General features: G+C 70.8%; 24 protein-coding genes. 12 read left to right on the forward strand and 12 right to left on the reverse strand.

Annotated features, from left to right (window positions below):
• Nucleotides 1-141: 141 nt before the first annotated feature.
• The 8 genes from OG430_RS17755 to OG430_RS17790 all read right to left on the reverse strand — a co-directional run bounded on the left by OG430_RS17755 (nt 142) and on the right by OG430_RS17790 (nt 7,208).
• Entirely contained in the window at nt 142-630 is a 489-nt protein-coding gene (locus tag OG430_RS17755) for a GNAT family N-acetyltransferase (protein WP_327353494.1), read from the reverse strand.
• Nucleotides 627-1,244, reverse strand: coding sequence for a hypothetical protein (locus OG430_RS17760; protein WP_327353495.1), 618 nt, complete (start codon nt 1,242-1,244; stop codon nt 627-629). The genes OG430_RS17755 and OG430_RS17760 overlap by 4 nt, the downstream gene beginning before the upstream one ends.
• A 564-nt stretch (nt 1,245-1,808) precedes the next feature.
• Complete coding sequence (locus tag OG430_RS17765; RefSeq protein WP_327353496.1) at nt 1,809-3,161, reverse strand: RNA polymerase sigma factor; 1,353 nt, start codon at nt 3,159-3,161, stop codon at nt 1,809-1,811.
• A gap of 78 nt (nt 3,162-3,239) precedes the next feature.
• Entirely contained in the window at nt 3,240-3,659 is a 420-nt protein-coding gene (locus tag OG430_RS17770; RefSeq protein ID WP_327353497.1) for a YciI family protein, read from the reverse strand.
• Between the two features lie 129 nt (nt 3,660-3,788).
• Nucleotides 3,789-4,130 carry a hypothetical protein gene (locus tag OG430_RS17775; protein ID WP_327353498.1) on the reverse strand — a complete coding sequence of 114 codons (342 nt, stop codon included), beginning with the start codon at nt 4,128-4,130 and terminating at the stop codon, nt 3,789-3,791.
• Nucleotides 4,131-4,293: 163 nt separating this feature from the next.
• Nucleotides 4,294-4,551: a hypothetical protein gene (locus OG430_RS17780; protein ID WP_327353499.1), complete on the reverse strand. Its 258-nt coding sequence runs from the start codon at nt 4,549-4,551 to the stop codon at nt 4,294-4,296.
• Nucleotides 4,552-4,767: 216 nt separating this feature from the next.
• On the reverse strand, nt 4,768-5,805 hold the full coding sequence (locus tag OG430_RS17785) for a family 2 encapsulin nanocompartment cargo protein polyprenyl transferase (RefSeq protein ID WP_327353500.1): 1,038 nt from the start codon (nt 5,803-5,805) through the stop codon (nt 4,768-4,770).
• Entirely contained in the window at nt 5,802-7,208 is a 1,407-nt protein-coding gene (locus tag OG430_RS17790; RefSeq protein ID WP_327353501.1) for a family 2B encapsulin nanocompartment shell protein, read from the reverse strand. The genes OG430_RS17785 and OG430_RS17790 overlap by 4 nt, the downstream gene beginning before the upstream one ends.
• Before the next feature lie 270 nt (nt 7,209-7,478).
• Here OG430_RS17790 and OG430_RS17795 point away from each other — a divergent pair, with 270 nt between their 5' ends.
• The 3 genes from OG430_RS17795 to OG430_RS17805 all read left to right on the forward strand — a co-directional run bounded on the left by OG430_RS17795 (nt 7,479) and on the right by OG430_RS17805 (nt 9,384).
• Nucleotides 7,479-7,718, forward strand: coding sequence for a hypothetical protein (locus tag OG430_RS17795; protein ID WP_327353502.1), 240 nt, complete (start codon nt 7,479-7,481; stop codon nt 7,716-7,718).
• Nucleotides 7,719-7,857: 139 nt separating this feature from the next.
• Nucleotides 7,858-8,448 (forward strand): N-acetylmuramoyl-L-alanine amidase, encoded by a 591-nt coding sequence (locus tag OG430_RS17800; RefSeq protein ID WP_327353503.1) that lies wholly within the window; start codon nt 7,858-7,860, stop codon nt 8,446-8,448.
• Between the two features lie 21 nt (nt 8,449-8,469).
• Nucleotides 8,470-9,384, forward strand: coding sequence for a 1-aminocyclopropane-1-carboxylate deaminase/D-cysteine desulfhydrase (locus OG430_RS17805; protein ID WP_327353504.1), 915 nt, complete (start codon nt 8,470-8,472; stop codon nt 9,382-9,384).
• Here the strand turns inward: OG430_RS17805 and OG430_RS17810 are convergent.
• Complete coding sequence (locus OG430_RS17810) at nt 9,363-10,961, reverse strand: Na+/H+ antiporter (RefSeq protein ID WP_327353505.1); 1,599 nt, start codon at nt 10,959-10,961, stop codon at nt 9,363-9,365. The genes OG430_RS17805 and OG430_RS17810 overlap by 22 nt on opposite strands.
• 68 nt (nt 10,962-11,029) lie before the next feature.
• On the opposite strand from OG430_RS17810, the gene OG430_RS17815 reads away from it, so the two are divergent.
• The 6 genes from OG430_RS17815 (at nt 11,030) to OG430_RS17840 (ending at nt 15,337) form a co-directional block, all read left to right on the forward strand.
• Nucleotides 11,030-11,290: a UBP-type zinc finger domain-containing protein gene (locus OG430_RS17815; protein WP_327353506.1), complete on the forward strand. Its 261-nt coding sequence runs from the start codon at nt 11,030-11,032 to the stop codon at nt 11,288-11,290.
• Nucleotides 11,291-11,676: 386 nt separating this feature from the next.
• Nucleotides 11,677-12,090 (forward strand): anti-sigma regulatory factor, encoded by a 414-nt coding sequence (locus tag OG430_RS17820; protein ID WP_327353507.1) that lies wholly within the window; start codon nt 11,677-11,679, stop codon nt 12,088-12,090.
• A complete protein-coding gene (locus tag OG430_RS17825; RefSeq protein ID WP_442816508.1) occupies nt 12,087-13,103 on the forward strand; it encodes an RNA polymerase sigma factor SigF in 1,017 nt (338 codons plus the stop codon). The genes OG430_RS17820 and OG430_RS17825 overlap by 4 nt, the downstream gene beginning before the upstream one ends.
• 177 nt (nt 13,104-13,280) lie before the next feature.
• Nucleotides 13,281-13,703 carry a hypothetical protein gene (locus tag OG430_RS17830; RefSeq protein WP_327353509.1) on the forward strand — a complete coding sequence of 141 codons (423 nt, stop codon included), beginning with the start codon at nt 13,281-13,283 and terminating at the stop codon, nt 13,701-13,703.
• A 92-nt stretch (nt 13,704-13,795) separates the two neighbouring features.
• A complete protein-coding gene (locus OG430_RS17835) occupies nt 13,796-14,761 on the forward strand; it encodes a diacylglycerol/lipid kinase family protein (RefSeq protein ID WP_327353510.1) in 966 nt (321 codons plus the stop codon).
• A 318-nt stretch (nt 14,762-15,079) separates the two neighbouring features.
• The gene (locus OG430_RS17840) at nt 15,080-15,337 is read left to right on the forward strand and encodes a WhiB family transcriptional regulator (protein WP_327353511.1); all 258 of its coding nucleotides are present in this window, start codon (nt 15,080-15,082) and stop codon (nt 15,335-15,337) included.
• Nucleotides 15,338-15,587: 250 nt separating this feature from the next.
• Here the strand turns inward: OG430_RS17840 and OG430_RS17845 are convergent, their stop codons facing one another.
• A complete protein-coding gene (locus OG430_RS17845; protein WP_327359135.1) occupies nt 15,588-17,054 on the reverse strand; it encodes a sensor histidine kinase in 1,467 nt (488 codons plus the stop codon).
• A gap of 357 nt (nt 17,055-17,411) precedes the next feature.
• Complete coding sequence (locus OG430_RS17850; RefSeq protein ID WP_327353512.1) at nt 17,412-18,083, reverse strand: TetR/AcrR family transcriptional regulator; 672 nt, start codon at nt 18,081-18,083, stop codon at nt 17,412-17,414.
• Nucleotides 18,084-18,177: 94 nt separating this feature from the next.
• Between OG430_RS17850 and OG430_RS17855 the strand changes: the two genes are divergently transcribed.
• The 3 genes from OG430_RS17855 (at nt 18,178) to nagB (ending at nt 21,323) form a co-directional block, all read left to right on the forward strand.
• Complete coding sequence (locus tag OG430_RS17855) at nt 18,178-18,924, forward strand: SDR family oxidoreductase (protein ID WP_327353513.1); 747 nt, start codon at nt 18,178-18,180, stop codon at nt 18,922-18,924.
• A gap of 355 nt (nt 18,925-19,279) precedes the next feature.
• Nucleotides 19,280-20,350 carry an SIS domain-containing protein gene (locus OG430_RS17860; RefSeq protein WP_327353514.1) on the forward strand — a complete coding sequence of 357 codons (1,071 nt, stop codon included), beginning with the start codon at nt 19,280-19,282 and terminating at the stop codon, nt 20,348-20,350.
• 187 nt (nt 20,351-20,537) lie between these two features.
• Nucleotides 20,538-21,323, forward strand: a complete 786-nt coding sequence (gene nagB / locus OG430_RS17865; RefSeq protein WP_327353515.1) for a glucosamine-6-phosphate deaminase — start codon at nt 20,538-20,540, stop codon at nt 21,321-21,323.
• A gap of 197 nt (nt 21,324-21,520) precedes the next feature.
• Here nagB and OG430_RS17870 read toward each other — a convergent pair whose 3' ends face one another.
• Nucleotides 21,521-23,005 carry a glycoside hydrolase family 3 protein gene (locus OG430_RS17870; protein WP_327353516.1) on the reverse strand — a complete coding sequence of 495 codons (1,485 nt, stop codon included), beginning with the start codon at nt 23,003-23,005 and terminating at the stop codon, nt 21,521-21,523.
• Between the last annotated feature and the right edge of the window lie 8 nt (nt 23,006-23,013).

The raw sequence follows: 23,013 nt of genomic DNA on the forward strand, positions 1-23,013 counted from the left end.
CGAGGCCGCGAGGCCGTGGAGCCGCGAGGCTGTGGAGCAGTACGGGAAGACCGTCGGACCGGGCTTCAACACCGCGCGCAAATCAATGAGTTCCCCTGAGGGAGCCCGGAGCCCCCTCACTCCGCTCACTCCACACTCCACTCACTCCACCTTCAGCGCATACCTCAATTTCTCCTTGCCCGTGGCCCCCAACCGCTCGTAGAACCGGATCGCCCCCTCGTTCCACACGGGCGTCTGCCACTGCACCTCGTCGAGCCCTAGCGTCCTCGCCTGTGCCACCACCGCCTCGACCAGGAGCGGCCCGAGCCCGTGCCCGCGCTGCCCCGATCGCAGGAAGAGGCAGTCCATGTGCAGGTAGGCGCGCCCCTCCCAGGTCGAGAACTCCGGTGCGCAAGTGGCATATCCGACCAGCTTCCCGTCCGCCGACTCGGCGACCAGGCAGTACAGCCGGGGCGGCCCGTCGCCGCCGAAGAGAGGTCCGGCGAGCCGCTGCGCGAGGTCGGCCGCGGGCGGCGCCGCCTTCTCGTACTCGGCGTGCTCGGCGGCGAGCCGCGCGACTTCCGGCAGGTCCTCGACCCGGGCATGCCGGACCCGCGGGACCCCCTGAGTCCCGTCCTTGACCCCGCTCATCGCACCTCTCCCTGCAACGCGTCGGCGCCCCACGCGTCGAGGCGCTCGGCGAGCGGCCCCGTGCCGTCGAGGACGTGCCGGACGTAGGCGTCACGCTCATGTGTCAACACCGCCGCCTCCCACACGCACGGGGCGAGGCCGAGCCGCCCGGGGCGCAGTTGGCCGGGGTCGTCCGCCGGTCCTGTGAAGATCGCGAGGTTCGACATGTGGCCCTCGATCCAGCTGTGCACGAGCACGTAGTCGCCGTCCCCGCCCGCGTGCAGGATCAGCACCCCGAGCCCGAGCGACCCGCGCGCCCGGTCCAGCTCGAGCTGGGCCCCGGCCAGCCGGAGCGCGGCTGCCTCGACCGGCTCGCCGATCGTGCGGCCCGGGGCCTCGACGGCGTACACCTTGACGAGATGCCCACCGAGGTGACGTATCCCCAACGCCCTTACCCCACGCGCGTGATGGCCCTCGGCGAGCGCGAGCAGGCCCTCGGCGTCCACGCCCGCAGGCAGCGACCCGCGGCCGGCCGGCTCGGACGCGGCGCCGCCGGGCCCGGCCTGCTCGGCACGGTCCCGTTCCGCCCCCACCACGGTGCCGTCCACCCGATCGGACATCTCAAGTTCGGTCATGCGTCCATCATGCAGGCCACCACTGACAATCCCCCCGGCCCCTCAACTCCCCGGTCTCGCAGCCGCCCCCAACCCCGCCTGACTCGCCGACCCGGCCCGGCCATCGGCCGTCGTGTCCGGCGTGCTGGGCCCGGGCCGGTCGAAGATGCCCGTCCCCGCGCCCGGTCCCCCCGGCAGCACCACCATGGCCCTCCGCCCCGCCAGGCTTCTCCGCCCCCTGCCTCGCCACCTCGCCGGACCCGCCTGGCCCCCTCGGCTACTCCGACCTGCCAGGCTCCTTCAACCCTCCTGACCCTTCCACCTCCCCGACCCCATTGGGCACCTCCGACTCCCCTGGGCCTTCCACCGCCCCGAACCCGGCCGGGGCCTCCGGCTTCTCCGGCCCGCGACGCTCCCCGACCCTCCTGACCCCTCCGCCTCCCGAACCCTCTTGGCCCTTCCACCGCCCCGACCTTGCTCGGCTCCTCCAGCTCCTCCGACCCGCCACACTCCCTGGCTCCCTTGACCGTTCCGCCTCCCCGCCCCCGCTTGGCACTTCCGGCTACGACGACCCGCCACGCTCCCTCAACCCTCCTGCCCCTCCACCTCCCCGACCTTGCTCGGCTCCTCCAGCTCCTCCGACCCGCCACGCTCCCCCGACCCTCCTGACCCCTCCACCTCCCCGAACACACTCCCGCCCTCGCCCCCACCCAGCCGAGCCGCCCGCATCCGCAGATACCGGGCCTCCGGCACGCTCAACGTCCGCCCCGCCGCCAGCCGATACGCCTCCCGGGCCGCCCCCGCGTCCCCCGCCTTCTCCAGGAGATGGGCCCGCACCGCATCGAGCCGGTGGTTCCCCGCAAGCCCGGCCTCCAGCTTGTCGACCTCGGCAAGCCCCGCCACCGGCCCGTGCACCATCGCCACCGCCACCGCGCGCCCCAACTCGGCCATGGGCCCCGGCGCGAGGCGCACCAGGAGGTCGTACAGCGCGAGGATCTGCGGCCAGTCCGTGTCCTCGGCCCGCCCCGCCTCGTCGTGCAGCGCGGCGATCGCGGCCTGCAACTGGTAGGCCCCGGCGGGCCCTTGCCCCAGCGCCTCCTCGACGAGCCGCACGCCTTCCGCGATCGCGGCGGCGTCCCAGCGGGAGCGGTCCTGCTCGTCCAGGGGGATCAACTCGCCCGCGGGCCCGGTGCGTGCCGCGCTGCGCGCGTCGGTCAGCAGCATCAGGGCGAGCAGCCCGGTCACCGCGCCCTCGGCGGGCAGCAGCCGGCGCACCGCCCGCGTCAGCCTGATCGCCTCCCGCGCGAGGTCCGCACGGTGCAGTGCGGCACCCGATGTCGCCGTATGGCCCTCGTTGAAGATCAGGTAGAGCACCTGGAGGACCGCAGCGAGCCGCTGGTCACGGTCAGCCCCCGAAGGCTGCCGGAAATGCACGCCCCGCACTTTCGCCTTGGCCCGGCTGATCCGCTGCGCCATCGTCGCCTCGGGCACCAGATGGGCCCGTGCGATCTCGGCCGTGGTCAGCCCGCCGACGGCCCGCAGGGTCAGCGCGATCTGCGCCGCCGGGGAGAGCTCCGGATGGCAGCAGAGGAAGAGCAGCGTGAGGGTGTCGTCCTCGGACGGCGCCCGCGCCTCACCCGGCGCCGGCATGGTGAAGGCGTCCCGCGGCGTGAGCGAGGCCGCGCTCTCCTCGCGCCGCCTGCGCGCTTCCTCGCTGCGCAGCTGGTCCATGAGCCGACGCGAGGCGACCCTGATCAGCCACCCGCGCGGGTTGCCGGGCGTGCCCTCCTCGGGCCACTGCCCGGCCGCGGCGAGCAAGGCCTCCTGCACGGCGTCCTCGGCCAGGTCGAAGTGCCCGTACCGGCGCACCAGCGCGCCGAGGACCTGCGGCGCGTGCAGGCGCAGCAGGTCCTCGATGTCGCTCGTACGTCGTCTCACGGGCGGTACGCCACCTCTGCGGGCCCGGGTGGGCCCATCACCCCCAGGTTCCCGCAAATCGGCGTCGCGCGCGGGCGGTCAGCAGGCCCCGCCCGCTGCGTCCGGGATGGGCCGGATCACGACCGGGTAGTCGGGAGCGCCCTCCGGCTGGGGGCACTCCGCGACCCGCAGCGCGATCTCGGTGACCCGCTCCAGGCTGGCGCAGTCGAGCACCCAGTAGCCGGCGAGCAGCTCCTTGGTCTCCGGGTACGGGCCGTCGCTGACCACGGGCTTGCCCTCCTTGTCCCGGCTGACAAAGCGGGTCTGTGCGGGCTCGCTGAGGCCCTGGGCATCGACGAGCTCGCCGGACTCCGCCAGGTCGTTGTTGAGCTCGCCCATGAAGGCGAACATCGCCTGCAGGTCCTTCTCGCTCCATGCGGCGGGGCTGTGCACGGACGTCTTGCCGCTCATCGCTTCGTAGTCGGCCTGCGAGCCCTGCACCATCACCAGGTACTTCATGGTCCACTCCTCGATTCCGGCCGCCCCTTGCGGGCGACTCACAGGAGACGTCGGAGCGGGCCCGGCCTTCTCGACACGGCGCACGAAAGAATCTTCCGCAGTCGCTCCAGGGACTGCTTCCAGGGTGCCCTAGGGACTCTGCGGGGGCTCTTCCAACGCCTCGGGCACCTGAGCCTCGGACACCTTGGCCTCCGATGCCTCTGACGGCGTACTGGCCGTCCCTGGCACCCCGAGATCCTCTGGCTTCGCCTGCCGCTGCCCCAGCCCGCTCAGCCCGCCGCGCTTGTGCCGCTTCCGGGAATGCCTGGCGTGCCCGGCCCCGGCCTCTTCGTCCTCGACGTATGCCGCGCAGTCGGCGTGCCGACAGGGCCCGGGTCCCCAGACGGGGACGAAGGCCCCAAGGACCTTGCGGCGCTTGACGACGGTCTGCACGGGCCGTTTACAGACCGGGCAGACCAGTTCTTCGGCCATGCCTCCAGGCTATTCCGGCAGCGACCGGCCGACCAGACCCTCGGCAGAGGCCCCGCCCCACGACCACGAGCCCCGCCCCCGCCGCGCGGCGGAGCCCCGCACCCCGGCCTCCTGTACGCCGGTGTGCGGGGCTCCGCCTGTAGGTGTCGGCAGCCGATGCGTATCAGCCGCCGAACACATCCTGCTTGACGCGGTCGTCCCGCTTCGTGGCCAGCTTCTCCAGAAGCTTCTCCATGGCCTGGGGAAGCGACTTGAGCGCATCGTCCTGGCCGGCAACCGGGTTCTTCACCTCGGCCAGCGCGGGCACGGTCGCATTGGCAAGGGACTTCGGGGCATCGTCCGCCTGCGCCACGGCGGGGGCGGCGAGGACGACGAGGGCGGCCGAGGTGGCGGCGCCCAGAACCTTCCGGGGGGAAATCATGGCAATTCCTTCCAGGGGTAACAATCCTGGCCGTTCTAGCCCCTGAATGCCCTCACCCCCACGCTTGGGGCTGCCCGTGGGCGCGCCAGGCCCACTTCCCCGTCATCATCTCGTCGTCCTGTCGCCCCGCCGCTCCCCGTCTCCCTCCTCCTGGTCACCTCTTCTGCTTGCCTTTCCTTCTTGCCGCGCAGGCCACCAACTCCCGCGTACGCACCATCAGTACGTACGCCGCGTCACGAACTCCGCGAGCGCGAGCAGCCCGCCCGCCGCCTCCGGATCGGGCACCGCGCGGGACAGCAGATGCACCGCGCGGGACATCCGGTCGGCCGCCTCGGCCTGCGCCCAGTCCCGGCCGCCCGCGCGGTCCACGGCGTCCGCCGCGCGGTCGAGATCGGCCACCTCCATAGGACGGCGGTACAGCTCGGCGAGCTCCCCGCCCGCCGCCGTGCCCGAGGTGAGGGCGGCGACGACGGGCAGGGACTTCTTGCGCGCGGCGAGATCGGCGCCCGCGGGCTTGCCTGTGCGCTCCGGGTCGCCCCAGATGCCGATCACGTCGTCGATGAGCTGAAACGCGAGCCCGGCCTCGCGACCGAAGCCGTCCATGGCGTCCACCTCGTCCTGCCCGGCGCCCGCGTACAGCGCACCGAGCGCACAGGCACAGCCGAGCAGCGCCCCGGTCTTGGCCTCGGCCATGGCGAGGGTCTCGCCGAGCGTCACCTCGTCGCAGGCACGCCCCTCCAGGGCCGTGTCCGCGTGCTGCCCCTCGCACAGCTCCATCACGCAGGCCGCGAGCCGGGCGGCGGCCGCGGGGGCCGCCGGATGCGGATCGTCGGCGAGCAGCCGCAGGGCCAGCGCCTGCATCGCGTCGCCGGCCAGGATCGCGTCCGCGTCCCCGAAGACCGTCCAGACGGTGGGGCGGTGCCTCCGGGTGCGGTCGCGGTCGATGATGTCGTCGTGCAGCAGCGTGAAGTTGTGGGTCAACTCCACTGCGGCCGCGGCCCGGACGGCCATCGTCGGCGCTCCGCCCAGGGCCCGCGCCGCGGCGAGCACGAGCCCCGGACGGATCGCCTTGCCGCCGGCCCCGGTCGAGGGCCGGCCGTCGGCGTGCTCCCAGCCGAAGTGGTACATGGCGATCCGGCGTATGGAACCGGGCAGGGACGCGACGGCTCTGCGCAGTTCGGGGTCGACGGCCTGCCGGGTGCGCTCCAGCAGGTCGACGGCCTCCTGCCCCTCGGCGGGGGCCGCGGTGCTCACCTCCAGCGGCCGATCTCGACGTTCTCCAGAACGCCGAGGGCGTCCGGCACCAGGACCGCCGCCGAGTAGTAGGCCGTCACCAGGTAGGACATGATCGCCTGTTCGCTGATGCCCATGAAGCGCACCGACAGGCTGGGTTCGATCTCGTCCGGGATGCCGGACTGGCGCAGTCCGACGACGCCCGCGTCGTCCTCGCCGGTACGCATGCAGATGATGGACGTCGTACGCGCGTCACTGATCGGGATCTTGTTGCACGGGAAGATCGGCACACCGCGCCAGGCCGGCACGTGGTGGCCGTTGACCTCGACGGAGTCCGGGTAGAGCCCGCGCTTGTTGCACTCGCGGCCGAAGGCGGAGATGGCGCGCGGGTGGGCGAGGAAGAGCTTCGATCCGCGCCTGCGGCTGAGGAGTTCGTCCATGTCGTCGGGGCTCGGGCCGCCGTCGTGGGGCTGCAGCCGCTGGTCGTACTCGCAGTTGTTGAGGAGTCCGAACTCCCGGTTGTTGATGAGCTCGTGCTCCTGGCGCTCCTTGAGCGCCTCCACGGTCAGCCGCAGCTGCTGCTCGGTCTGGTTCATCGGCTGGTTGTAAAGGTCGGCCACGCGCGTGTGGATGCGCAGAACCGTTTGGGCAACGCTGAGTTCGTACTCGCGCGGAGCCCCGTCGTAGTCGACGAACGTGCCCGGGATCTCCTGCTCACCGACATGGCCGGCCGAGAGGTCGATCTCCTTCTCGCCGTACTTGTTGGTGCGCTGGCCCGGGATGGAGCGCAGCCGCCCGAGCTGGGCACGGAGCGACTCGGAGCGCTCCGCGACCTGCTCGAAGTCCGAACGGGGCAGCGCGAGGACGGTGCACGTGGTCACCGCGCGTGCGGTGTACTCCCAGATGGACTCCGCATCGAGCAGGCACTGGTCGCCGAAGTACGCGCCGTCGGCAAGCACGCCGAGCACCGAGTCGTCGCCGTACGGGCCGGTGCCGAGCTTCTCGGCGCGGCCATGGGCAAGCAGGTACACCTCGTCCACCGGGCTGCCGAAGGAGGCAAGTGCCTCACCCGGCGCGAACTCCCGCTGCTGGCACCGCCGGGCGAGCTCGCCGAGCACCTCTTGGTCCTCGTAGTCGCGCAGTGCGGGCAGTTCGCCGAGCTCGGCCGGGATGACCTGCACCCGGTCGCCGGTCTTCACGAACGTCACCCGGCCGTCACCGACGGAGTAGCTCAGCCTGCGGTTCACCCGGTACGTACCACCCTGCACCTGGACCCAGGGCAGCATCCGCAGGAGCCAGCGCGAGCTGATCTCCTGCATCTGCGGGGTGGACTTGGTGGTGGTGGCCAGATTCCGTGCGGCATCGGTACCGAGACTCTGCTGCGGCTTGCCCGAATCCGTACGGATCTCTTCGCCTACCGACATGTATTGCCCTCCAGATCAAGCGCTGACCTGCGCTTTTGTGCGCAAGCGTGCGTGATCAACCCTTTCAGTACGGAGCGTGTCCGCGCTATTACACAAACGAATGGGAATGGATCACTCCACGCTGGGGAACACCCCTCCGTCCACTCGTTCGGCCGACGGGTACGGGTAGGGACGGGCGCGGACGGGGAACCCCAAGATCGCCCCAACCGTTCACACAGCACACGGATCGCACCGAACGGTACGAACCGCACCACCGACAGGAGACGACCCATGGCAGGCTTCCTGGACCGCGCCAAAGAGCAGGCGCAGAGCGCACTCGCCCAGGGCAAGCAGAAGGTGGACGAGGTCCAGGCGCAGCGCGCCGGCCAGGACCTCCTCAAGAAGCTGGGCGCCGCGTACTACGCGGAGCAGCGCGGCAGCGGCGACCCGCGCGTGACGCAGCAGGCACTGCAGGCGGTCGAGTCGCACATCGCGGCGAACGGCGACGGATTCCTGCAGAGCAGCAGCTGAGCCCACCCTCCCGCGCACTGTCCGGATCGGCTCGCACGCGCCTCGAACGACTGGCTCTGGAACCGGCGTTCCGGTAAAAGCAGGTCATAAGAGGCGGTGCGCGCCGGGCGTCCGCCGCATCCGGCACAAAGGAGGCGGCATGGCCCCACCCATGTCCGCGGACAGGTTTCTGCAAGCACTCACGGACGAAGGCGCCACCGTCGTCGAAGTGGGCAACTGGCGGGAGCACAACCGCAATCACAAGGGCCCCTGGGGCCCGGTGCACGGCGTGATGATCCACCACACGGTGACCTCGGGCAGCGAGGCGACGGTACGCATCTGCCGCGACGGCCACGCCACCTTGCCGGGCCCGCTGTGCCACGGCGTCATCACCAAGGACGGCCGCGTCCACCTCGTCGGGTACGGCCGCGCCAACCACGCGGGCTTCGGCGACGACGACGTGCTGCGGGCGGTGATCGCCGAGAAGCGGCTGCCGCCCGACAACGAGGCGAACACCGACGGCAACCGCCATTTCTACGGCTTCGAGTGCGAGAACCTCGGCGACGGCGAGGACCCGTGGACCGACGCCCAGCTGGTCGCGATCGAGCAGGTGTCGGCCGCTGTCTGCCGGGTGCACGAATGGACGGAACGCTCGGTCATCGGCCACCTGGAGTGGCAGCCCGGAAAGATCGACCCGCGCGGGTTCACGATGGACGCGATGCGCGAGCGCATCGGCGAGCGCCTGAAGTGAACCGCGCGTGACAATGGGCGGGTGAACGCGCACACCCCCGTCGACCTGGCCTCCTTGCAGCCGAGACTCCCGTCCCCGCTCCAGGAGGCCGACGACGAGCGTTTCACCCGCCACGGCATCCGGCTGCTCCTCAAGCGGGACGACCTGATCCATCCGGAGCTGGCGGGCAACAAGTGGCGCAAGCTCGCCCGCAACCTCCGGGCCGCCGCCGGCCGCCCCGTCCTCACCTTCGGTGGCGCCTACTCCAACCATCTGCGCGCCACGGCCGCCGCGGGCCGCCTGCTCGACTTCCCGACCATCGGCGTCGTACGCGGCGACGAGCTGGCCTCGCGCCCCCTGAACCCGTCCCTCGCGCGGTGCGCGGCCGACGGCATGCGGCTGCACTTCGTGGACCGGACGACGTACCGCACCAAGGCCGACCCCCAGGCCCTCGCCGGCCTCCTGCGCACCCTGGCCGCAGAGGACGCGTACGTCGTCCCCGAGGGCGGCAGCAACTCCCTTGCCGTACACGGCTGTACGGCCCTCGGAGAGGAGCTGCGCGGCGCCGCCGACACGGCGGCCGTCGCCTGCGGCACGGGCGGCACCCTGGCCGGCCTCGCGGCGGGGCTCGCCTCCGGACAGCGGGCGATCGGGATACCCGTGCTCAAGGGCGGCTTCCTGGAGGCCGAAATCGAGCGCCTGCAGGTGGCCACTTTCGGAGATCGGCAGGGCGACTGGCGCCTGGCGGACCGCTTCCACTTCGGCGGGTACGCGCGTACGTCACCCGAACTCGACGCCTTTGCCGCCGACTTCGAGGAGCGCCACGGCCTGCCGGTGGAACGTCTCTATGTCGCCAAACTGCTTTACGGCCTCACCGTCCTCGCCGAGGAGGGCGCCTTCCCGCCCGGCACCCGCCTCGCCGCGGTGATCACGGGTCAGCCCGACGCCTCGCGATAGGCCGCGGCCTCCTCCAGGTCGAGCCTGCGCTGCAGGGTGCGCAGCATCTCGTCGTCGATGCGCCGCTCGTCGCGCAGCCGCACGAACACCTCCCGCTCGGCCTCCAGGGTCTCCCGGGACAGCCGCCGGTAGGTGTCGTCGGCCGACTCCCCCGTCACCGCGTTGGGCGCGCCCAGCCGCTCCCAGACGGCATTGCGGCGCCGCTCGAGGACGGTCCGCAGCCGGTCGGCGAGTGCGCTCGGCAGCGCGTTGCGCTCATCGGCGAGCAGCGCCTCCAGACGCGCCACAGCGGCCTGCGAGGCCTCGCTCTGGGCCTGCGCCTCCGCCAGCGTCTCGGCGTGCTCGTCGCGCCCCGGGATGCGCAGCAGGCGGATCAGGCCGGGCAGGCTGAGTCCCTGCACCACCAGCGTCCCGATGACCGTCGTGAAGGTCAGGAAGAGCACCAGATTGCGCGCCGGGAAGGGCGACCCGTCGTCCAGGACCTTCGGGATGGAGAACGCGATAGCCAGCGACACCACCCCGCGCATCCCCGCCCAGCCGACGATCAGCGGCCCGGTCCAGGTCGGATTGGTCTCGCGCTCCCTGATCCGCTTGAACAGGAGGCGGGGCAGGAAGGTCGCGGGATACACCCACACGAAGCGCGCCGCCACGACCACCAGGAAGACGGCCACCGCGTACCAGGCGGCACGCGCACCCTCGTACTCGCCCAACTCCTTGAGGACGACCGGCAATTGCAGCCCGATGAGCGCGAAGACGGCGGATTCGAGAACGAAGGCAACCATTTTCCAGACCGCCGCCTCCTGGAGCCTCGTCGCGAAGTCGACCTGCCAGGAGCGATGGCCCAGGTAGAGCGCGACGACCACCACGGCAAGCACCCCGGAGGCGTGGACCTCCTCGGCGGCGGCGTACGCGACGAACGGGATCAGGAGGGAGAGCGTGTTCTGCAGCAGGGCTTCCTTGAGGTGCGTGCGCAGCCAGTGCAGCGGCACCATCAGGACCAGGCCGACCCCGATCCCGCCGAGCGCCGCGAGCGCGAACTCGCCGATGCCGCCCGCCCAGCTCGCGCCCTCGCCGACCGCGGCGGCGAGCGCGACCTTGTAGGCGGTGATCGCGGTGGCGTCGTTCACCAGGGACTCGCCCTGCAGGATCGTCGTGATGCGCGAGGGCAGCCCGACCCGCCTGGCGATCGCCGTCGCCGCGACCGCGTCGGGCGGGGCGATCACCGCACCCAGCACGAGGGCGGCGGTGAGCGGCAGGTCCGGCACGATCAGATACACCGCGTAGCCGACGACGAGGGTCGCGAAGAGCACGTAGCCGACCGACAACAGCGCCACCGGGCGCCAGTTGGCCCGCAGATCGAGGTAGGAGCTCTCGACGCCCGCCGTGTACAGCAGGGGCGGCAGCAGCAGCGGCAGCACGATGTGCGGGTCCAGCTCGTACTGCGGCACCCCGGGCACGTACGCGAGGACGAGCCCCGCAGCGACGAGCAGCAGCGGCGCGGGCACCGGCGTGCGGCGCGCGATCCCGGCGACGGCCGCACTGCCCGCGACCAACAACAGCAATGGCAAGGCTTCCATCGGCTGAGCCGTCCCCAATCCTTCGTGCGCGACCGCAGGTGTCAGTCACGCGTCGTAACCTGGCAATCATGAACGAGTGCTCGCACGTCTCCCTGCTGCCGCACCCCGAACCCGCACCCCTGAGCCCCAGCTGCCTCGAGTGCGACGCCGCCGGCAGCCACCCGGTGCAGCTGCGGCTCTGTCTGGCCTGCGGACATGTGGGCTGCTGCGACTCCTCGCCGTTCCAGCACGCGACGGGGCACTTCAAGGAGACCGGGCACGAGGTGATGCGCAGCTTCGAGCCGGGTCAGAGCTGGCGCTGGTGCTTCGCCGACGGATCGATCGTCTGAGACGGCTCGACCGACCGACGTCCGCGACAGTTCGACCGACCGACGCCAAAGACGGTTTCGATCAACCGAGAAGGCCGAAAAGGTTGGACCGTACGGCGCCTGGGTACGTCAACCCGGCGCGCGCTGTTTCCAATTGGGCCCGCAGACCCCTAGCCACTGTCCGTACCCGTAGGCTTACTATGAGTGACAGATATGGGTCGGGGGCCGCGGACCGCCCCTGCAGGACACAGACCTTGGGAGCGCGATAGCGTCACCGCTGAGCCACGCTGCGCGTTACCCGTGCGACGCTGTGCCGGACCACCGCCCAGCGGCGGCCTGGTTGGTTCACAACCCCGAACAGAACAGCACGGATTGCTGAACGTGCTTGTACCGCCTTGGAGGTGAGGGTGTCCCAGTTCGCAGGCGAGCCCGGGAAACAGGACTTCGTGGAGGTCCGGCTGCCCGCTGCGGGTGCCTACCTGTCGGTGCTGCGTACGGCCACGGCCGGTCTCGCGGCGCGTTTGGACTTCACCCTGGACGAGATCGAGGATCTGCGCATCGCGGTCGACGAGGCGTGCGCGATCCTCCTCCAGCAAGCCGTACCCGGCTCCGTACTCAGCTGTGTGTTCCGGCTGGTGGACGACTCGCTCGAGGTCACGGTCTCGGCCCCGACCACCGACGGTCACGCACCCGCGCGGGACACCTTCGCCTGGACGGTGCTCTCCGCCCTCGCGGGGCAGGTCGACTCGCACGTCGACGAGGACAAGACCGTCTCGATCAGCCTGCACAAACAGCGCGGCGCCGGACCCGGGCCGGCGTGAGGGACGGGGACGGTCCGGTGCGGGACGAAGAGCGCAGCGCATGGGGTCTCCCCGCCGAGAGCACCGACGGCGGGGGCGGGGTACCGCGCACCGCGGGCATTCCCGAGCAGCAGGCCCGGCCGCACCCACAGGAGCCGGACGCGAGTGCGGCGGAGCAGGCGAGGCGCGATGACAGGGGCGAGCGCACAGCGCTCACCGGCCAGGTCGGCGGCGGGCGACGGGCGGGACACATGACAGAACATGGGCACAAACACGATCCGCACGACCGCAGCGGCGCGAAGTTGATGTTCGTCGAGCTGCGCAAGCTGCCCGACGGCAGCGCGGAGTACGCGGAGCTGCGCAACCAGCTGGTGCGGATGCACCTGCCGCTGGTCGAGCATCTGGCCCGCCGCTTCCGCAACCGCGGCGAGCCGCTGGACGACCTGACCCAGGTCGCGACCATCGGCCTGATCAAGTCGGTGGACCGCTTCGACCCGGAGCGCGGCGTCGAGTTCTCGACGTACGCGACCCCCACGGTCGTCGGCGAGATCAAGCGGCACTTCCGCGACAAGGGCTGGGCCGTCCGCGTCCCGCGCCGTCTGCAGGAGCTGCGACTCGCCCTCACCACGGCGACCGCCGAGCTCTCGCAGCAGAACGGGCGCTCACCCACGGTGCACGAACTCGCCGAGAAACTCGGGATCTCCGAGGAAGAGGTCCTGGAGGGCCTGGAGTCGGCCAACGCGTACTCCACGCTGTCCCTGGACGTCCCGGACACGGACGACGATTCCCCGGCCGTCGCGGACACCCTGGGCGCCGAGGACGAGGCGCTGGAGGGCGTCGAGTACCGCGAGTCCCTCAAGCCGCTCCTGGAGGACCTGCCGCCGCGCGAGAAGCGCATCCTGCTGCTCCGGTTCTTCGGGAACATGACGCAGTCGCAGATCGCCCAGGAAGTCGGCATCTCGCAGATGCACGTCTCGCGCCTGCTCGCGCGGACGCTGGCGCAGCTGCGGGAGAAGCTGCTGGTCGAGGAGTAGGACGCGAGTCCTGCCGAGGATCGAGGCGCGGGTCCGGCCCGTGCGGGCGTCGTTGCGCCCGTCTGCGAAGCAATGCCGTCAGGCATACGTCGCCACAAAGCCGGACCCCACCTCCACGGGCCCCCTGGGCCGCACCTCCACGGAAGCCCTGTCAGTGGCCGGGGCTACCCTGCAGGGGTGAGCGCCGATCAGAACCCCACCCCCGAAGCCACGCGACCGCCCCGGCTGACCGCCGCGGCGGCCCTTGCCGCCCTTGAGGGCCTGGCGCTGCTCGTCGCGGGCGCGTACATGCTGATCGTGGGCATCGCGGGCGACCCCGACGATGTTCAGCAGGCCGCCACAGGCGGCGTCACGATGATGGTGCTCGCCGCCATCCCGCTGCTCGCCGCACGCGGACTGCTCAAGCTCCGCAGCTGGAGCCGCGGGCCGGCCATCATCACGCAGATCCTGGCGCTCCCCGTCGCCTGGCAGCTCCTGCAGGTGAACAGCATCATGATCCCCGCCGGAATCGCCCTCGCCGTCGTGGCCGTCACGACCCTCGTCCTCCTGGTGAACCCCACCACCACCGAGGCGCTGGGCATCGGCCCGCGCGAATCCTGACCCCGAGAGCCGACCCCGGCCCTGACCAGCGGACCGAACTCGAACCAACCTCGGTCTGGGCCACGTAAAGAGCGATAGGTACTCTGCTTCGCATGCGCGCACTCCTCGTGGTCAACCCGGCAGCCACCACCACCAGTGCCCGCACCCGGGACGTACTGATCCACGCACTGGCCAGCGAGATGAAGCTCGAGGCTGTCACCACCGAGTACCGCGGCCACGCCCGCGACCTCGGCCGGCAGGCCGCCGAGAGCAAGGACATCGAGCTGGTCGTCGCCCTCGGCGGCGACGGCACGGTCAACGAGGTCGTGAACGGCCTCCTCCACCACGGCCCGCGCGAGAACCTGCCCGGCTTCGCGGTCGTCCCCGGCGGCTCCACCAACGTCTTCGCCCGCGCCCTCGGCCTGCCCAACGACCCGGTCGAGGCCACCGGAGCCCTGCTCGACGCGCTCCGGAGCGGCAGTCAACGAACGGTCGGGCTCGGCCTCGCGGCCGGCACACCCGGCACCGACGACGAAGCGGTCCCCGAGCGCTGGTTCACCTTCTGCGCGGGCTTCGGCTTCGACGCGGGAGTCGTGGGCCGGGTCGAACAGCAGCGGGAACGCGGCAAGCGCTCGACCCATGCGCTGTACGTGCGTCAGGTGGTCCGGCAGTTCCTCGAGGAACCCAACCGCCGGCACGGCCTGGTCACCCTGGAGCGCCCCGGCGAGGACCCGGTGGACGACCTGGTGATGTCGATAGTCTGCAACACCTCTCCCTGGAGCTACCTGGGCAATCGCCCCTTGTACGCCTCCCCGCAGGCCTCCTTCGACACCGGCCTCGACGTGCTCGGTCTGCGCAAACTGACCACCCCCGCGGTGACCCGTTACGCGACGCAGCTGCTCACTTCGACCCCCGAGCGCGGACCTCAGGGCAAGCACGCGGTCACGCTGCATGACCTGACGGACTTCACCTTGCAATCAAAGGCCCCACTGCCCTTCCAGATGGACGGTGACCACCTGGGGCTGCGTACGAGCGTGACGTTCACAGGCGTACGCCGCGCACTGCGTGTGATTGTGTGAGTGGAAGGGCCTAAAGTCCTTTCACTCGAACGTTTAGACCAGGGTCCACCCCATGGAAGTACGGCTGTGAGGCAGTCGACACCGAGGAATCAAAAAAAACTTTCCAGAAGGGGTTGTATCCGCAGCCGAGGTTTGCGAATCTCTTCTTGGCGCTCGACGCGGCCCGCAACACCGGCCCCACAGAGAGTCCGAATCCTCCTCCACATCACAGGACCTTCACCAGGTAACTGGCAGTCGGCCCTTCCCTTGCGGAGGGATTCGTGAAAGCGTTCACATTCACAAGCAACCTGCATGTAATACCAAAGAGAGGTAGCAGCCATGGACTGGCGTCACAACGCCATTTGCCGCGAAGAAGACCCCGAGCTCTTCTTCCCCATCGGCAACACCGGTCCTGCGCTGCTGCAGATCGAGGAAGCCAAGGCCGTCTGCCGCCGCTGCCCCGTTGTGGAGCAGTGCCTGCAGTGGGCGCTCGAGTCCGGCCAGGACTCCGGCGTCTGGGGTGGCCTCAGCGAGGACGAGCGCCGCGCAATGAAGCGCCGCGCCGCTCGCAACCGGGCGCGCAACGCGAGCGCCTGAAGCCCCAACGAGCCTGAGCCCGGCGGCGCGTACGGCTGGTACGCATCTCCCGCCCCCGAGCCGCAGCGCGCAGTACCCCCGATGCGCATAGCAACGTGAGCCTTGAGCCCCGGACCGCAGTAAGGTCCGGGGCTTACTGCTGTTCCGGGCCAATTCCCTTTACAGGGCGCTTATTTGTGCACTTGTGCCCGTGATCTTTGTGAATTTGTGCGGGAGTTGACCGGGGCGCTCACCACAGAGCGCGTACGCCCTATTTGTCGTTGCGGACCGGAATGTCGAGCACGACCTGGGTACCGCGCTCGGGCGCCGGGACCATGTCGAAGGTGCCGCCCAACTCGCCCTCCACCAGGGTGCGGACGATCTGCAGGCCCAGATTGCCGGCCCGCTGCGGGTCGAAGCCCTCGGGCAGGCCCACGCCGTCGTCCTGGACCGTGATGAGGAGGCGACCGTCCTTGCCGGTGCCGCCGCGGACCGCGGAGACCTCGACGTTGCCCTGATCACCCTCACGGAAGCCGTGCTCCAGGGCATTTTGCAGCACTTCGGTGAGCACCATGGAGAGCGGTGTGGCGACTTCGGCGTCCAGGATGCCGAAGCGGCCGGTGCGGCGGCCGGTGACCTTGCCCGGTGAGATCTCGGCGACCATCGCGAGCACACGGTCCGCGATCTCGTCGAACTCGACCCGCTCGTCCAGATTCTGGGACAGCGTCTCATGGACGATCGCGATCGATCCGACGCGGCGTACGGCCTCTTCGAGCGCTTCGCGGCCCTTGTCGGAGTCGATGCGGCGGGCCTGGAGGCGGAGCAGGGCGGCGACCGTCTGCAGATTGTTCTTCACCCGGTGGTGGATCTCCCGGATGGTGGCGTCCTTGGTGATCAACTCGCGCTCGCGGCGGCGCAGTTCGGTCACATCGCGCGCGAGTACGAGGGAGCCGATGCGGGTGCCCTTGGGCTTGAGCGGGATGGCGCGGAGCTGGATGACGCAGTCATTGCCCTCGACCTCCGTCTCGCGCGGGGCCCAGCCGCTGGCGAGCTTGACCAGGGCCTCGTCCACCGGGCCGCGGGACGGGGCGAGTTCGGCGGTCGCCTTGCCGAGGTGGTGGCCGACGAGGTCGGCGGCGAGGCCCAGGCGGTGGTACGCGGACAGCGCGTTCGGCGAGGCGTACTGCACCGTGCCGTCCGCGTCCAGGCGGATCAGGCCGTCGCCGACGCGGGGTGAGGCGTCCATGTCGACCTGCTGACCCGGGAAGGGGAACGATCCTGCGGCGATCATCTGGGCCAGGTCGGAGGCGCTCTGCAGGTAGGTCAGTTCCAGGCGGCTCGGCGTACGCACCGTGAGCAGGTTGGTGTTGCGCGCGATGACGCCGAGGACGCGGCCCTCGCGGCGTACCGGAATCGACTCGACGCGGACCGGGACCTCCTCGCGCCACTCCGGGTCGCCCTCGCGCACGATGCGGCCCTCGTCCAGGGCGGCGTCCAGCATGGGGCGGCGGCCGCGCGGGACCAGGTGGCCGACCATGTCGTCCTGGTAGGACGTGGGGCCGGTGTTGGGGCGCATCTGGGCGACGGAGACATAGCGGGTGCCGTCGCGCGTGGGGACCCACAGGACGAGGTCGGCGAAGGAGAGGTCGGAGAGCAGCTGCCACTCCGAGACCAGCAGATGGAGCCACTCGAGGTCGGTGTCCCCGAGGGCGGTGTGCTGGCGTACGAGGTCGTTCATGGAGGGCACGTGTGCGAGCGTACCTGTCGGCTCGGACAAGCCGGTCCCGCGCTCTCGTCAGGGCCCACAAACACCCGCGGGCCGCGGCGCCTGGGAGGGACCCTCAGCCCTACCGGCACCGCAGCCCGGAGCATTGCCGACCGTCGGGTGTGCGGTCCCGTGCGGTCGGTGGGAGATCTCGGCGCAGTCAGGGCAGAGAGCGCGAGAACCCCGATCCGCCCTTCTGTGCGGGAAGAGCGGAAGCTTTCTGTACAGCTTTACCTGTGCATTGTGGACTAGACCATTCTCCGATGTCCATGCGTCGGCCGGGGTTTGTTCTTGTTTCTTTCTCCGAGTCGACGCCGTCCGGGGTCGACTCTAGGCGCTCACCGGGGCCGGCCATGCCTGCATGGCAAAGTTCGCCACCCGTTCCAGCTCCTGCCGCGTCGCGCCGTCGCGTGCCTGCTGGGACATTCCTTGCAGAACGGCCCCGCTGTAGCGGGCGAGACCCTGGGCGTCGGCGTCCGCCGGGAGCCCACCGGCGGCGATGTCCGCGCGGATGCGGCGCTCGAACTCGGCGAGGTTGGCGTTGCGCCGGTCCCGCAGGGACTGCTCGACCTCGGGCGTCGTGCAGTTGGTGGCGGCATGGATGACCAGGCAGCCGTGCGGGTGGCCGGATTCGGTGTACGCGGTCGCCGCCTCGTGCAGCATGCGCCCTATGGCGGCGCGGGCGGTCGGCTCCTCGTCGAGGGCGCGGCGGCCGAAGGAGGCGTACCGCGTTCCGTACTCGACGACGACCTCCGCGAACAGGGAGCGCTTGTCGCCGAAGGCCGCGTACAGGCTGGGCGGGCCGATGCCCATGGCGCGGGTCAGGTCGGCGACCGAGGTGGCCTCGTATCCGCGCTCCCAGAACGTCTCGATCGCTTTCACGAGCGCCGCCTCACGGTCGAAGGAGCGGGGGCGGCCGCGCTGCTTCACCGGTTGCCCCACAGGCCGCTCCTCCTGCCGCGTCACGTCCCGGCCCTGGTCAGCGGGCTTCTTCGTCACCATGGAGTGAATTCTATAGCGGGCACTAGAAAAACGGAGAGGGATCGGGTTACGGTTCTTTCTGTAGCGACCGCTAGAGAAATAAGGGGGCGTCGCCATGGGCACGCTTGCAGGCAAGACGGCACTGGTCACGGGTGGCAGCCGGGGCATCGGGCGAGGCATCGCGGAGCGCCTCGGGCGCGACGGCGCGCGGGTCGCCGTGCATTACGGGAGCAATGAGGTGGCCGCGAAGGAGACCGTGGCCGCGATCGAGGCGGCGGGCGGTTCCGCGTTCGCGATCGGGGCGGAGCTCGGGGTGCCGGGGGACGCGGCTGCGCTGTGGGCGGAGTTCGACAAGCATGCGGACGGGGTCGACGTCCTGGTGAACAACGCGGGCATCGGGCTGTACGGAACGATCACGGACGTCCAAGAGGCTGACTACGACCGGGTGTTCGCGGTGAACGCGAAGGCGCCGTTCTTCATCGTCCAGGAGGGGCTCGGCCGGCTCCGGGACGGCGGACGGATCATCAACATCTCGTCGGGCGTGACCCGGATCGCCTTCCCCATCACGGTGGCGTACTCGATGACGAAGGGCGCGATCAACACGCTTACGCACACGCTCGCCAAGGACCTGGGTCCGCGAGGAATCACGGTGAACGCGGTGGCGCCGGGGATCATCGACACCGAGGCACTGGACGGGCTCCCCGCCGAGCAGAAGACGGGCATGGCCGCGTACTCTACCTTCAACCGCATAGGCCGGCCCTCGGATGTGGCGGACATCGTGTCCTTCGTGGCGTCGGAGGACGGGCGATGGGTGACGGGGCAGGTCATCGATGCGACTGGGGGGTCGGCGTTGGGGGTTTGAGCAAAGGGGGCTCCGGGTGATGGGTGTGCGGGGCAGACGGGCAGACGGGGCAAAAATCAGCCCCTCCGGCGTTTGAGGAGCGGGGGTCCGGGGGCGGCGCCCCCGCGACCTCGACCAGGTCGACCACGACCGGGGATCGGGGCCACCCACCAGGGTCGACCTCGACAGGGACCGGGGCCAGCCCCGAAACTCTCAGCGGTTGCCCCCAACGGGGCCCGGGGCCAAGCCCCGGCAGACCCCGCCCCACCTAGCGGCCGGCGCAACCGCGTGGTCGACTGGGGTACGCCCCGGCGCAGTCACGCCAGGCCGTGCCGGACGCAGGCCCCATCCCCGCCACCACTCGGGAGGCAGCCCGATGTCCGCCTCGACACCGGCCCCGCAGAGCGAGCGCCCGGGCCGGATCATGTCCGGCGAGATGGCCGAGCAGCCCGCCGTGCTGCGCCGCATCCTCGACAAGGGTGCGCCCAGGATCCGTGCCGTCGCCGGTGAGATCTCCGCCCGCAAGCCGCGCTTCGTCCTGCTCACGGCGCGTGGCACGTCGGACAACGCGGCGCTGTACGCGAAGTATCTGCTCGAGATCCAACTGGGCCTGCCCTGCGGCCTCGCGTCCATGTCCACCACGACCGCGTACGGCGCCAAGCCGGACCTGCGGGACGTCCTCGTCATCACGGTCAGCCAGTCCGGCGGCTCGCCCGACCTGGTCGCCTCGACACAGGCCGCGCGCGAGGCCGGGGCGATCACGCTGGCGGTGACCAACAACCCGGATTCGCCGTTGGCCGCGGTCTCCGAGTTCCACATCGACATTCTGGCCGGACCGGAGAAGGCCCTTCCCGCCACCAAGACGTACACCGCTTCCCTGCTGGCGCTGTATCTCTTCGTCGAGGGGTTGCGGGGCGGCGACGGGGCCGCCGCGCGGGTGCTGCCCGAGCTCGCCGCGGGGCTGCTGGCCCGGCAGGCGGAGATCAAGCAGCTGGCCTCGCGTTATCGGTTCGCCGAGCGCATGGTCATCACCTCACGCGGCTATGGCTATCCGACCGCGAAGGAGGCGGCGCTGAAGCTGATGGAGACGAGCTACATCCCCGCGCTGTCCTATTCGGGCGCCGATCTGCTGCACGGGCCGCTGGCCATGGTGGACAACATCTCGCCGGTGATCGCGGTGGTGACGGACGGCAAGGGCGGGGCCGCGCTGCAGCCGGTGCTTGACCGGCTGCGGGGGCGGGGTGCCGATCTGGTGGTGGTAGGGCCGAAGGCGCAGGTGGAGCAGGCCTCGGCCGGGTTCGTGCTGCCGAGCGAAGGCGTGCGGGAGGAGTTGCAGCCGATCCTGGAGATCATCCCGCTGCAGCTGCTCGCGTACGAGGTGACCATCGCGCGCGGTCAGGATCCGGACGCCCCGCGCGCTCTGGCCAAGGTGACGGAGACCCACTGAGGCGACTCGCTGAGGCGACCCGCCGAGAGGACCCGCTGAGGCGCGGTCCGTGAGGTGGCTCGATCCTGCTGACGAGCGGGTATGCGCGAGAGGAGCAATAGCGGGCGCGGGGGCGGCCCAGTTCTGTTAGATTGGTCTATACCACATCTGTGCCCTGGACCCCTCGAACAGATCGGATGGCCCCAGCGTGGAAGTTGTCATCGTCCCGGACGCCAAGGCAGGCGGAGAGCTCATCGCGGAGGCCATGGCCGCCCTGCTGCGCCGCAAGCCCGACGCGCTGCTCGGCGTTGCCACCGGCTCTACCCCGCTGCCCATCTATGAGGCGCTGACCGCCAAGGTCGCCGCCGGTGACGTGGATGCCTCGCGTGCGCGGATCTGCCAGCTCGACGAGTACGTCGGCCTGCCCGCCGGGCACCCCGAGGCCTACCGGGCCACGGTGCTGCGGCAGGTCGTCGAGCCGCTCGGGCTGAGCGAGGCATCGTTCATGGGGCCGGACGGTGGCGCCGAGGACGTGCAGGCCGCGTGCCTGGCGTACGACAAGGCGCTGGCCGAGGCCGGTGGGGTGGATCTGCAGATCCTGGGGATCGGCACGGACGGGCACATCGGGTTCAACGAGCCCTGCTCGTCGCTGGCTTCGCGGACGCGGATCAAGACGCTCGTCGAGCAGACGCGGATCGACAATGCGCGGTTCTTCGACAACGACATCGACCAGGTTCCGCATCACGTGATCACGCAGGGCATCGGGACGATCCTCGAGGCCCGGCATCTGGTGCTGCTTGCCACGGGTGAGGGCAAGGCGGATGCGGTTGCGCAGACTGTGGAGGGGCCGATCTCCGCGCTCGTTCCGGCGTCGGCGCTGCAGTTGCATCAGCATGCGACGGTTGTGGTTGATGAGGCTGCTGCGTCCAAGCTGAAGCTTGCGGACTACTTCCGGCACGCCTTCGACAACAAGCCTGCTTGGCAGGGTATTTGAGGCCTCCGGCCTCGCCGCTGGGCGTTGGACGCCGGGTTCCCGTGGGTGGGGGCTCGGCGTCTTTTTGTTCCCCACCCCACCCCTTCCCGTAAGGCTGCCGCCGGCTTCAACGACTGTCACTGATGTCCTCAAACGCCGGACGGGCTGATTCATCAGAGATGAATCAGCCCGTCCGGCGTTTGAGGCCCCTGGGGCTCCTAAGCCCCCGCGATGACCTCCGCCGCAGCCAAACCGCACACGCGGGCCGCGCCGTGTGTGGCGATGTGGAGAGGGCCCCGGGCCGGGGCCTGGGGAATGCCCATTTCCACCACGATCGTGTCGGGGCGGGCCGCCAGCAAGGCGTCGAGGGCCCCGGCCATCCACGCGTGCCGATGCTCGTCGCGGACCACCGCGACGATGCGGCGGGAGCCGGCCGCCGCGAGGGCCTCTCCCCCGGCGCCGTCCCCGGTGAAGCTCCCCGTCTCCGTGCCGGGCAGCACCCGGGCCAGCTCGGCGCCCACGCCCCAGGGGGTCTCGTCGCCGACCGCGATGTTGGCGAGCGGGGTGAAGGCCGCGACATACGGGGCCTCGGTGAGCGGGGCTGAGAACTCGGCGGAGCGGGTGACCGTCAGCGCCCGGCGCGCGGCGACCAGGCCGATCGAAGGGTCGGGCGTGCCGGGTTCACGTACCGCCGAAGCGGTCCAGGAGGCCAGGTCGCGCACCCGGGCGGCGGCGTCGGCGAGGCGCTCCTCGGGGAGTTCGCCGGCGCGGACCGCCGCGACCAGGGCGTCGCGCAGGCGCAGGACCGTGTCCTCGTCGGCCAGTCCCCCGCCGACGCAGATCGCGTCGGCGCCCGCGGCGAGGGCGAGGACGGTGCCGCGTTCGATGCCGTACGTCGCCGAGATGGCCTGCATCTCCATGCCGTCGGTGATGATCAGGCCGTCGAAGCCGAGCTCCTCGCGGAGCAGTCCGGTGAGGATGCGCGGCGACAGCGTCGCGGGACGGTCCGCGTCGAGCGCGGGCAGCAGGATGTGCGCGCTCATCACGGCCTTGGTGCCGGCCGCGATCGCGGCGCGGAACGGCACCAACTCCCGCTCGCGCAGCACGTCGAGGCCCACGTCGATGCGGGGCACGGCGTGGTGCGAGTCGACGGCGGTGTCCCCGTGGCCGGGGAAGTGCTTGGTGCTGGCCGCGACTCCGGAGGACTGCAGGCCCTCCACGTAGGCCGCGGTGTGCCGCGCCACGAGGGTCGGGTCCGCGCCGAAGGAACGTACGCCGATGACGGGGTTGTCCGGGTGGGAGTTGACGTCCGCGGACGGCGCCCAGTTGAGGTTGACCCCGCAGGCAGCGAGGCGGCGGCCGAGTTCGCGGGCGACCGCCCGGGTCAGGTCCGCGTCATCGACCGCGCCGAGCGCGTGGTTGCCGGGGAAGGAGGAGCCGGCCCGCACCTCGAGGCGGGTGACGTCGCCGCCCTCCTCGTCGATGGCGACGAGCACGTCGTCGCGCTCGGCCCGCAACTGGGCGGTCAGGGCGGCCAGTTGCTCGGAGGATGTGATGTTGCGGCCGAACAGGCCGACGGAGGTGAGGCCTTCGCCGATGCGGCGGAGCAGCCAGTCCGGGGCGCTGGTGCCGACGAAGCCCGGCTGCAGGACGGTGAGGGCGTCACGGGTCAGCGTGTCCGTGCCGCGGGTGAGTGTCGTCATATGGCGGG

The sequence above is a fragment of the Streptomyces sp. NBC_01304 genome (assembly GCF_035975855.1).
In the GTDB taxonomy this organism is placed as follows: Bacteria; Actinomycetota; Actinomycetes; order Streptomycetales; family Streptomycetaceae; genus Streptomyces.

Coding starts and splice junctions, on each gene's coding strand:
- OG430_RS17755 (WP_327353494.1), bottom strand. CDS start 630: ATGAGCGGGGTCAAGGACGGGACTCAGGGGGTCCCGCGGGTCCGGCAT.
- OG430_RS17760 (WP_327353495.1), bottom strand. CDS start 1,244: ATGACCGAACTTGAGATGTCCGATCGGGTGGACGGCACCGTGGTGGGG.
- OG430_RS17770 (WP_327353497.1), bottom strand. CDS start 3,659: ATGAAGTACCTGGTGATGGTGCAGGGCTCGCAGGCCGACTACGAAGCG.
- OG430_RS17775 (WP_327353498.1), bottom strand. CDS start 4,130: ATGGCCGAAGAACTGGTCTGCCCGGTCTGTAAACGGCCCGTGCAGACC.
- OG430_RS17780 (WP_327353499.1), bottom strand. CDS start 4,551: ATGATTTCCCCCCGGAAGGTTCTGGGCGCCGCCACCTCGGCCGCCCTC.
- OG430_RS17790 (WP_327353501.1), bottom strand. CDS start 7,208: ATGTCGGTAGGCGAAGAGATCCGTACGGATTCGGGCAAGCCGCAGCAG.
- OG430_RS17795 (WP_327353502.1), top strand. CDS start 7,479: ATGGCAGGCTTCCTGGACCGCGCCAAAGAGCAGGCGCAGAGCGCACTC.
- OG430_RS17800 (WP_327353503.1), top strand. CDS start 7,858: ATGGCCCCACCCATGTCCGCGGACAGGTTTCTGCAAGCACTCACGGAC.
- OG430_RS17810 (WP_327353505.1), bottom strand. CDS start 10,961: ATGGAAGCCTTGCCATTGCTGTTGTTGGTCGCGGGCAGTGCGGCCGTC.
- OG430_RS17815 (WP_327353506.1), top strand. CDS start 11,030: ATGAACGAGTGCTCGCACGTCTCCCTGCTGCCGCACCCCGAACCCGCA.
- OG430_RS17835 (WP_327353510.1), top strand. CDS start 13,796: ATGCGCGCACTCCTCGTGGTCAACCCGGCAGCCACCACCACCAGTGCC.
- OG430_RS17840 (WP_327353511.1), top strand. CDS start 15,080: ATGGACTGGCGTCACAACGCCATTTGCCGCGAAGAAGACCCCGAGCTC.
- OG430_RS17845 (WP_327359135.1), bottom strand. CDS start 17,054: ATGAACGACCTCGTACGCCAGCACACCGCCCTCGGGGACACCGACCTC.
- OG430_RS17850 (WP_327353512.1), bottom strand. CDS start 18,083: ATGGTGACGAAGAAGCCCGCTGACCAGGGCCGGGACGTGACGCGGCAG.
- OG430_RS17855 (WP_327353513.1), top strand. CDS start 18,178: ATGGGCACGCTTGCAGGCAAGACGGCACTGGTCACGGGTGGCAGCCGG.
- OG430_RS17860 (WP_327353514.1), top strand. CDS start 19,280: ATGTCCGCCTCGACACCGGCCCCGCAGAGCGAGCGCCCGGGCCGGATC.
- OG430_RS17870 (WP_327353516.1), bottom strand. CDS start 23,005: ATGACGACACTCACCCGCGGCACGGACACGCTGACCCGTGACGCCCTC.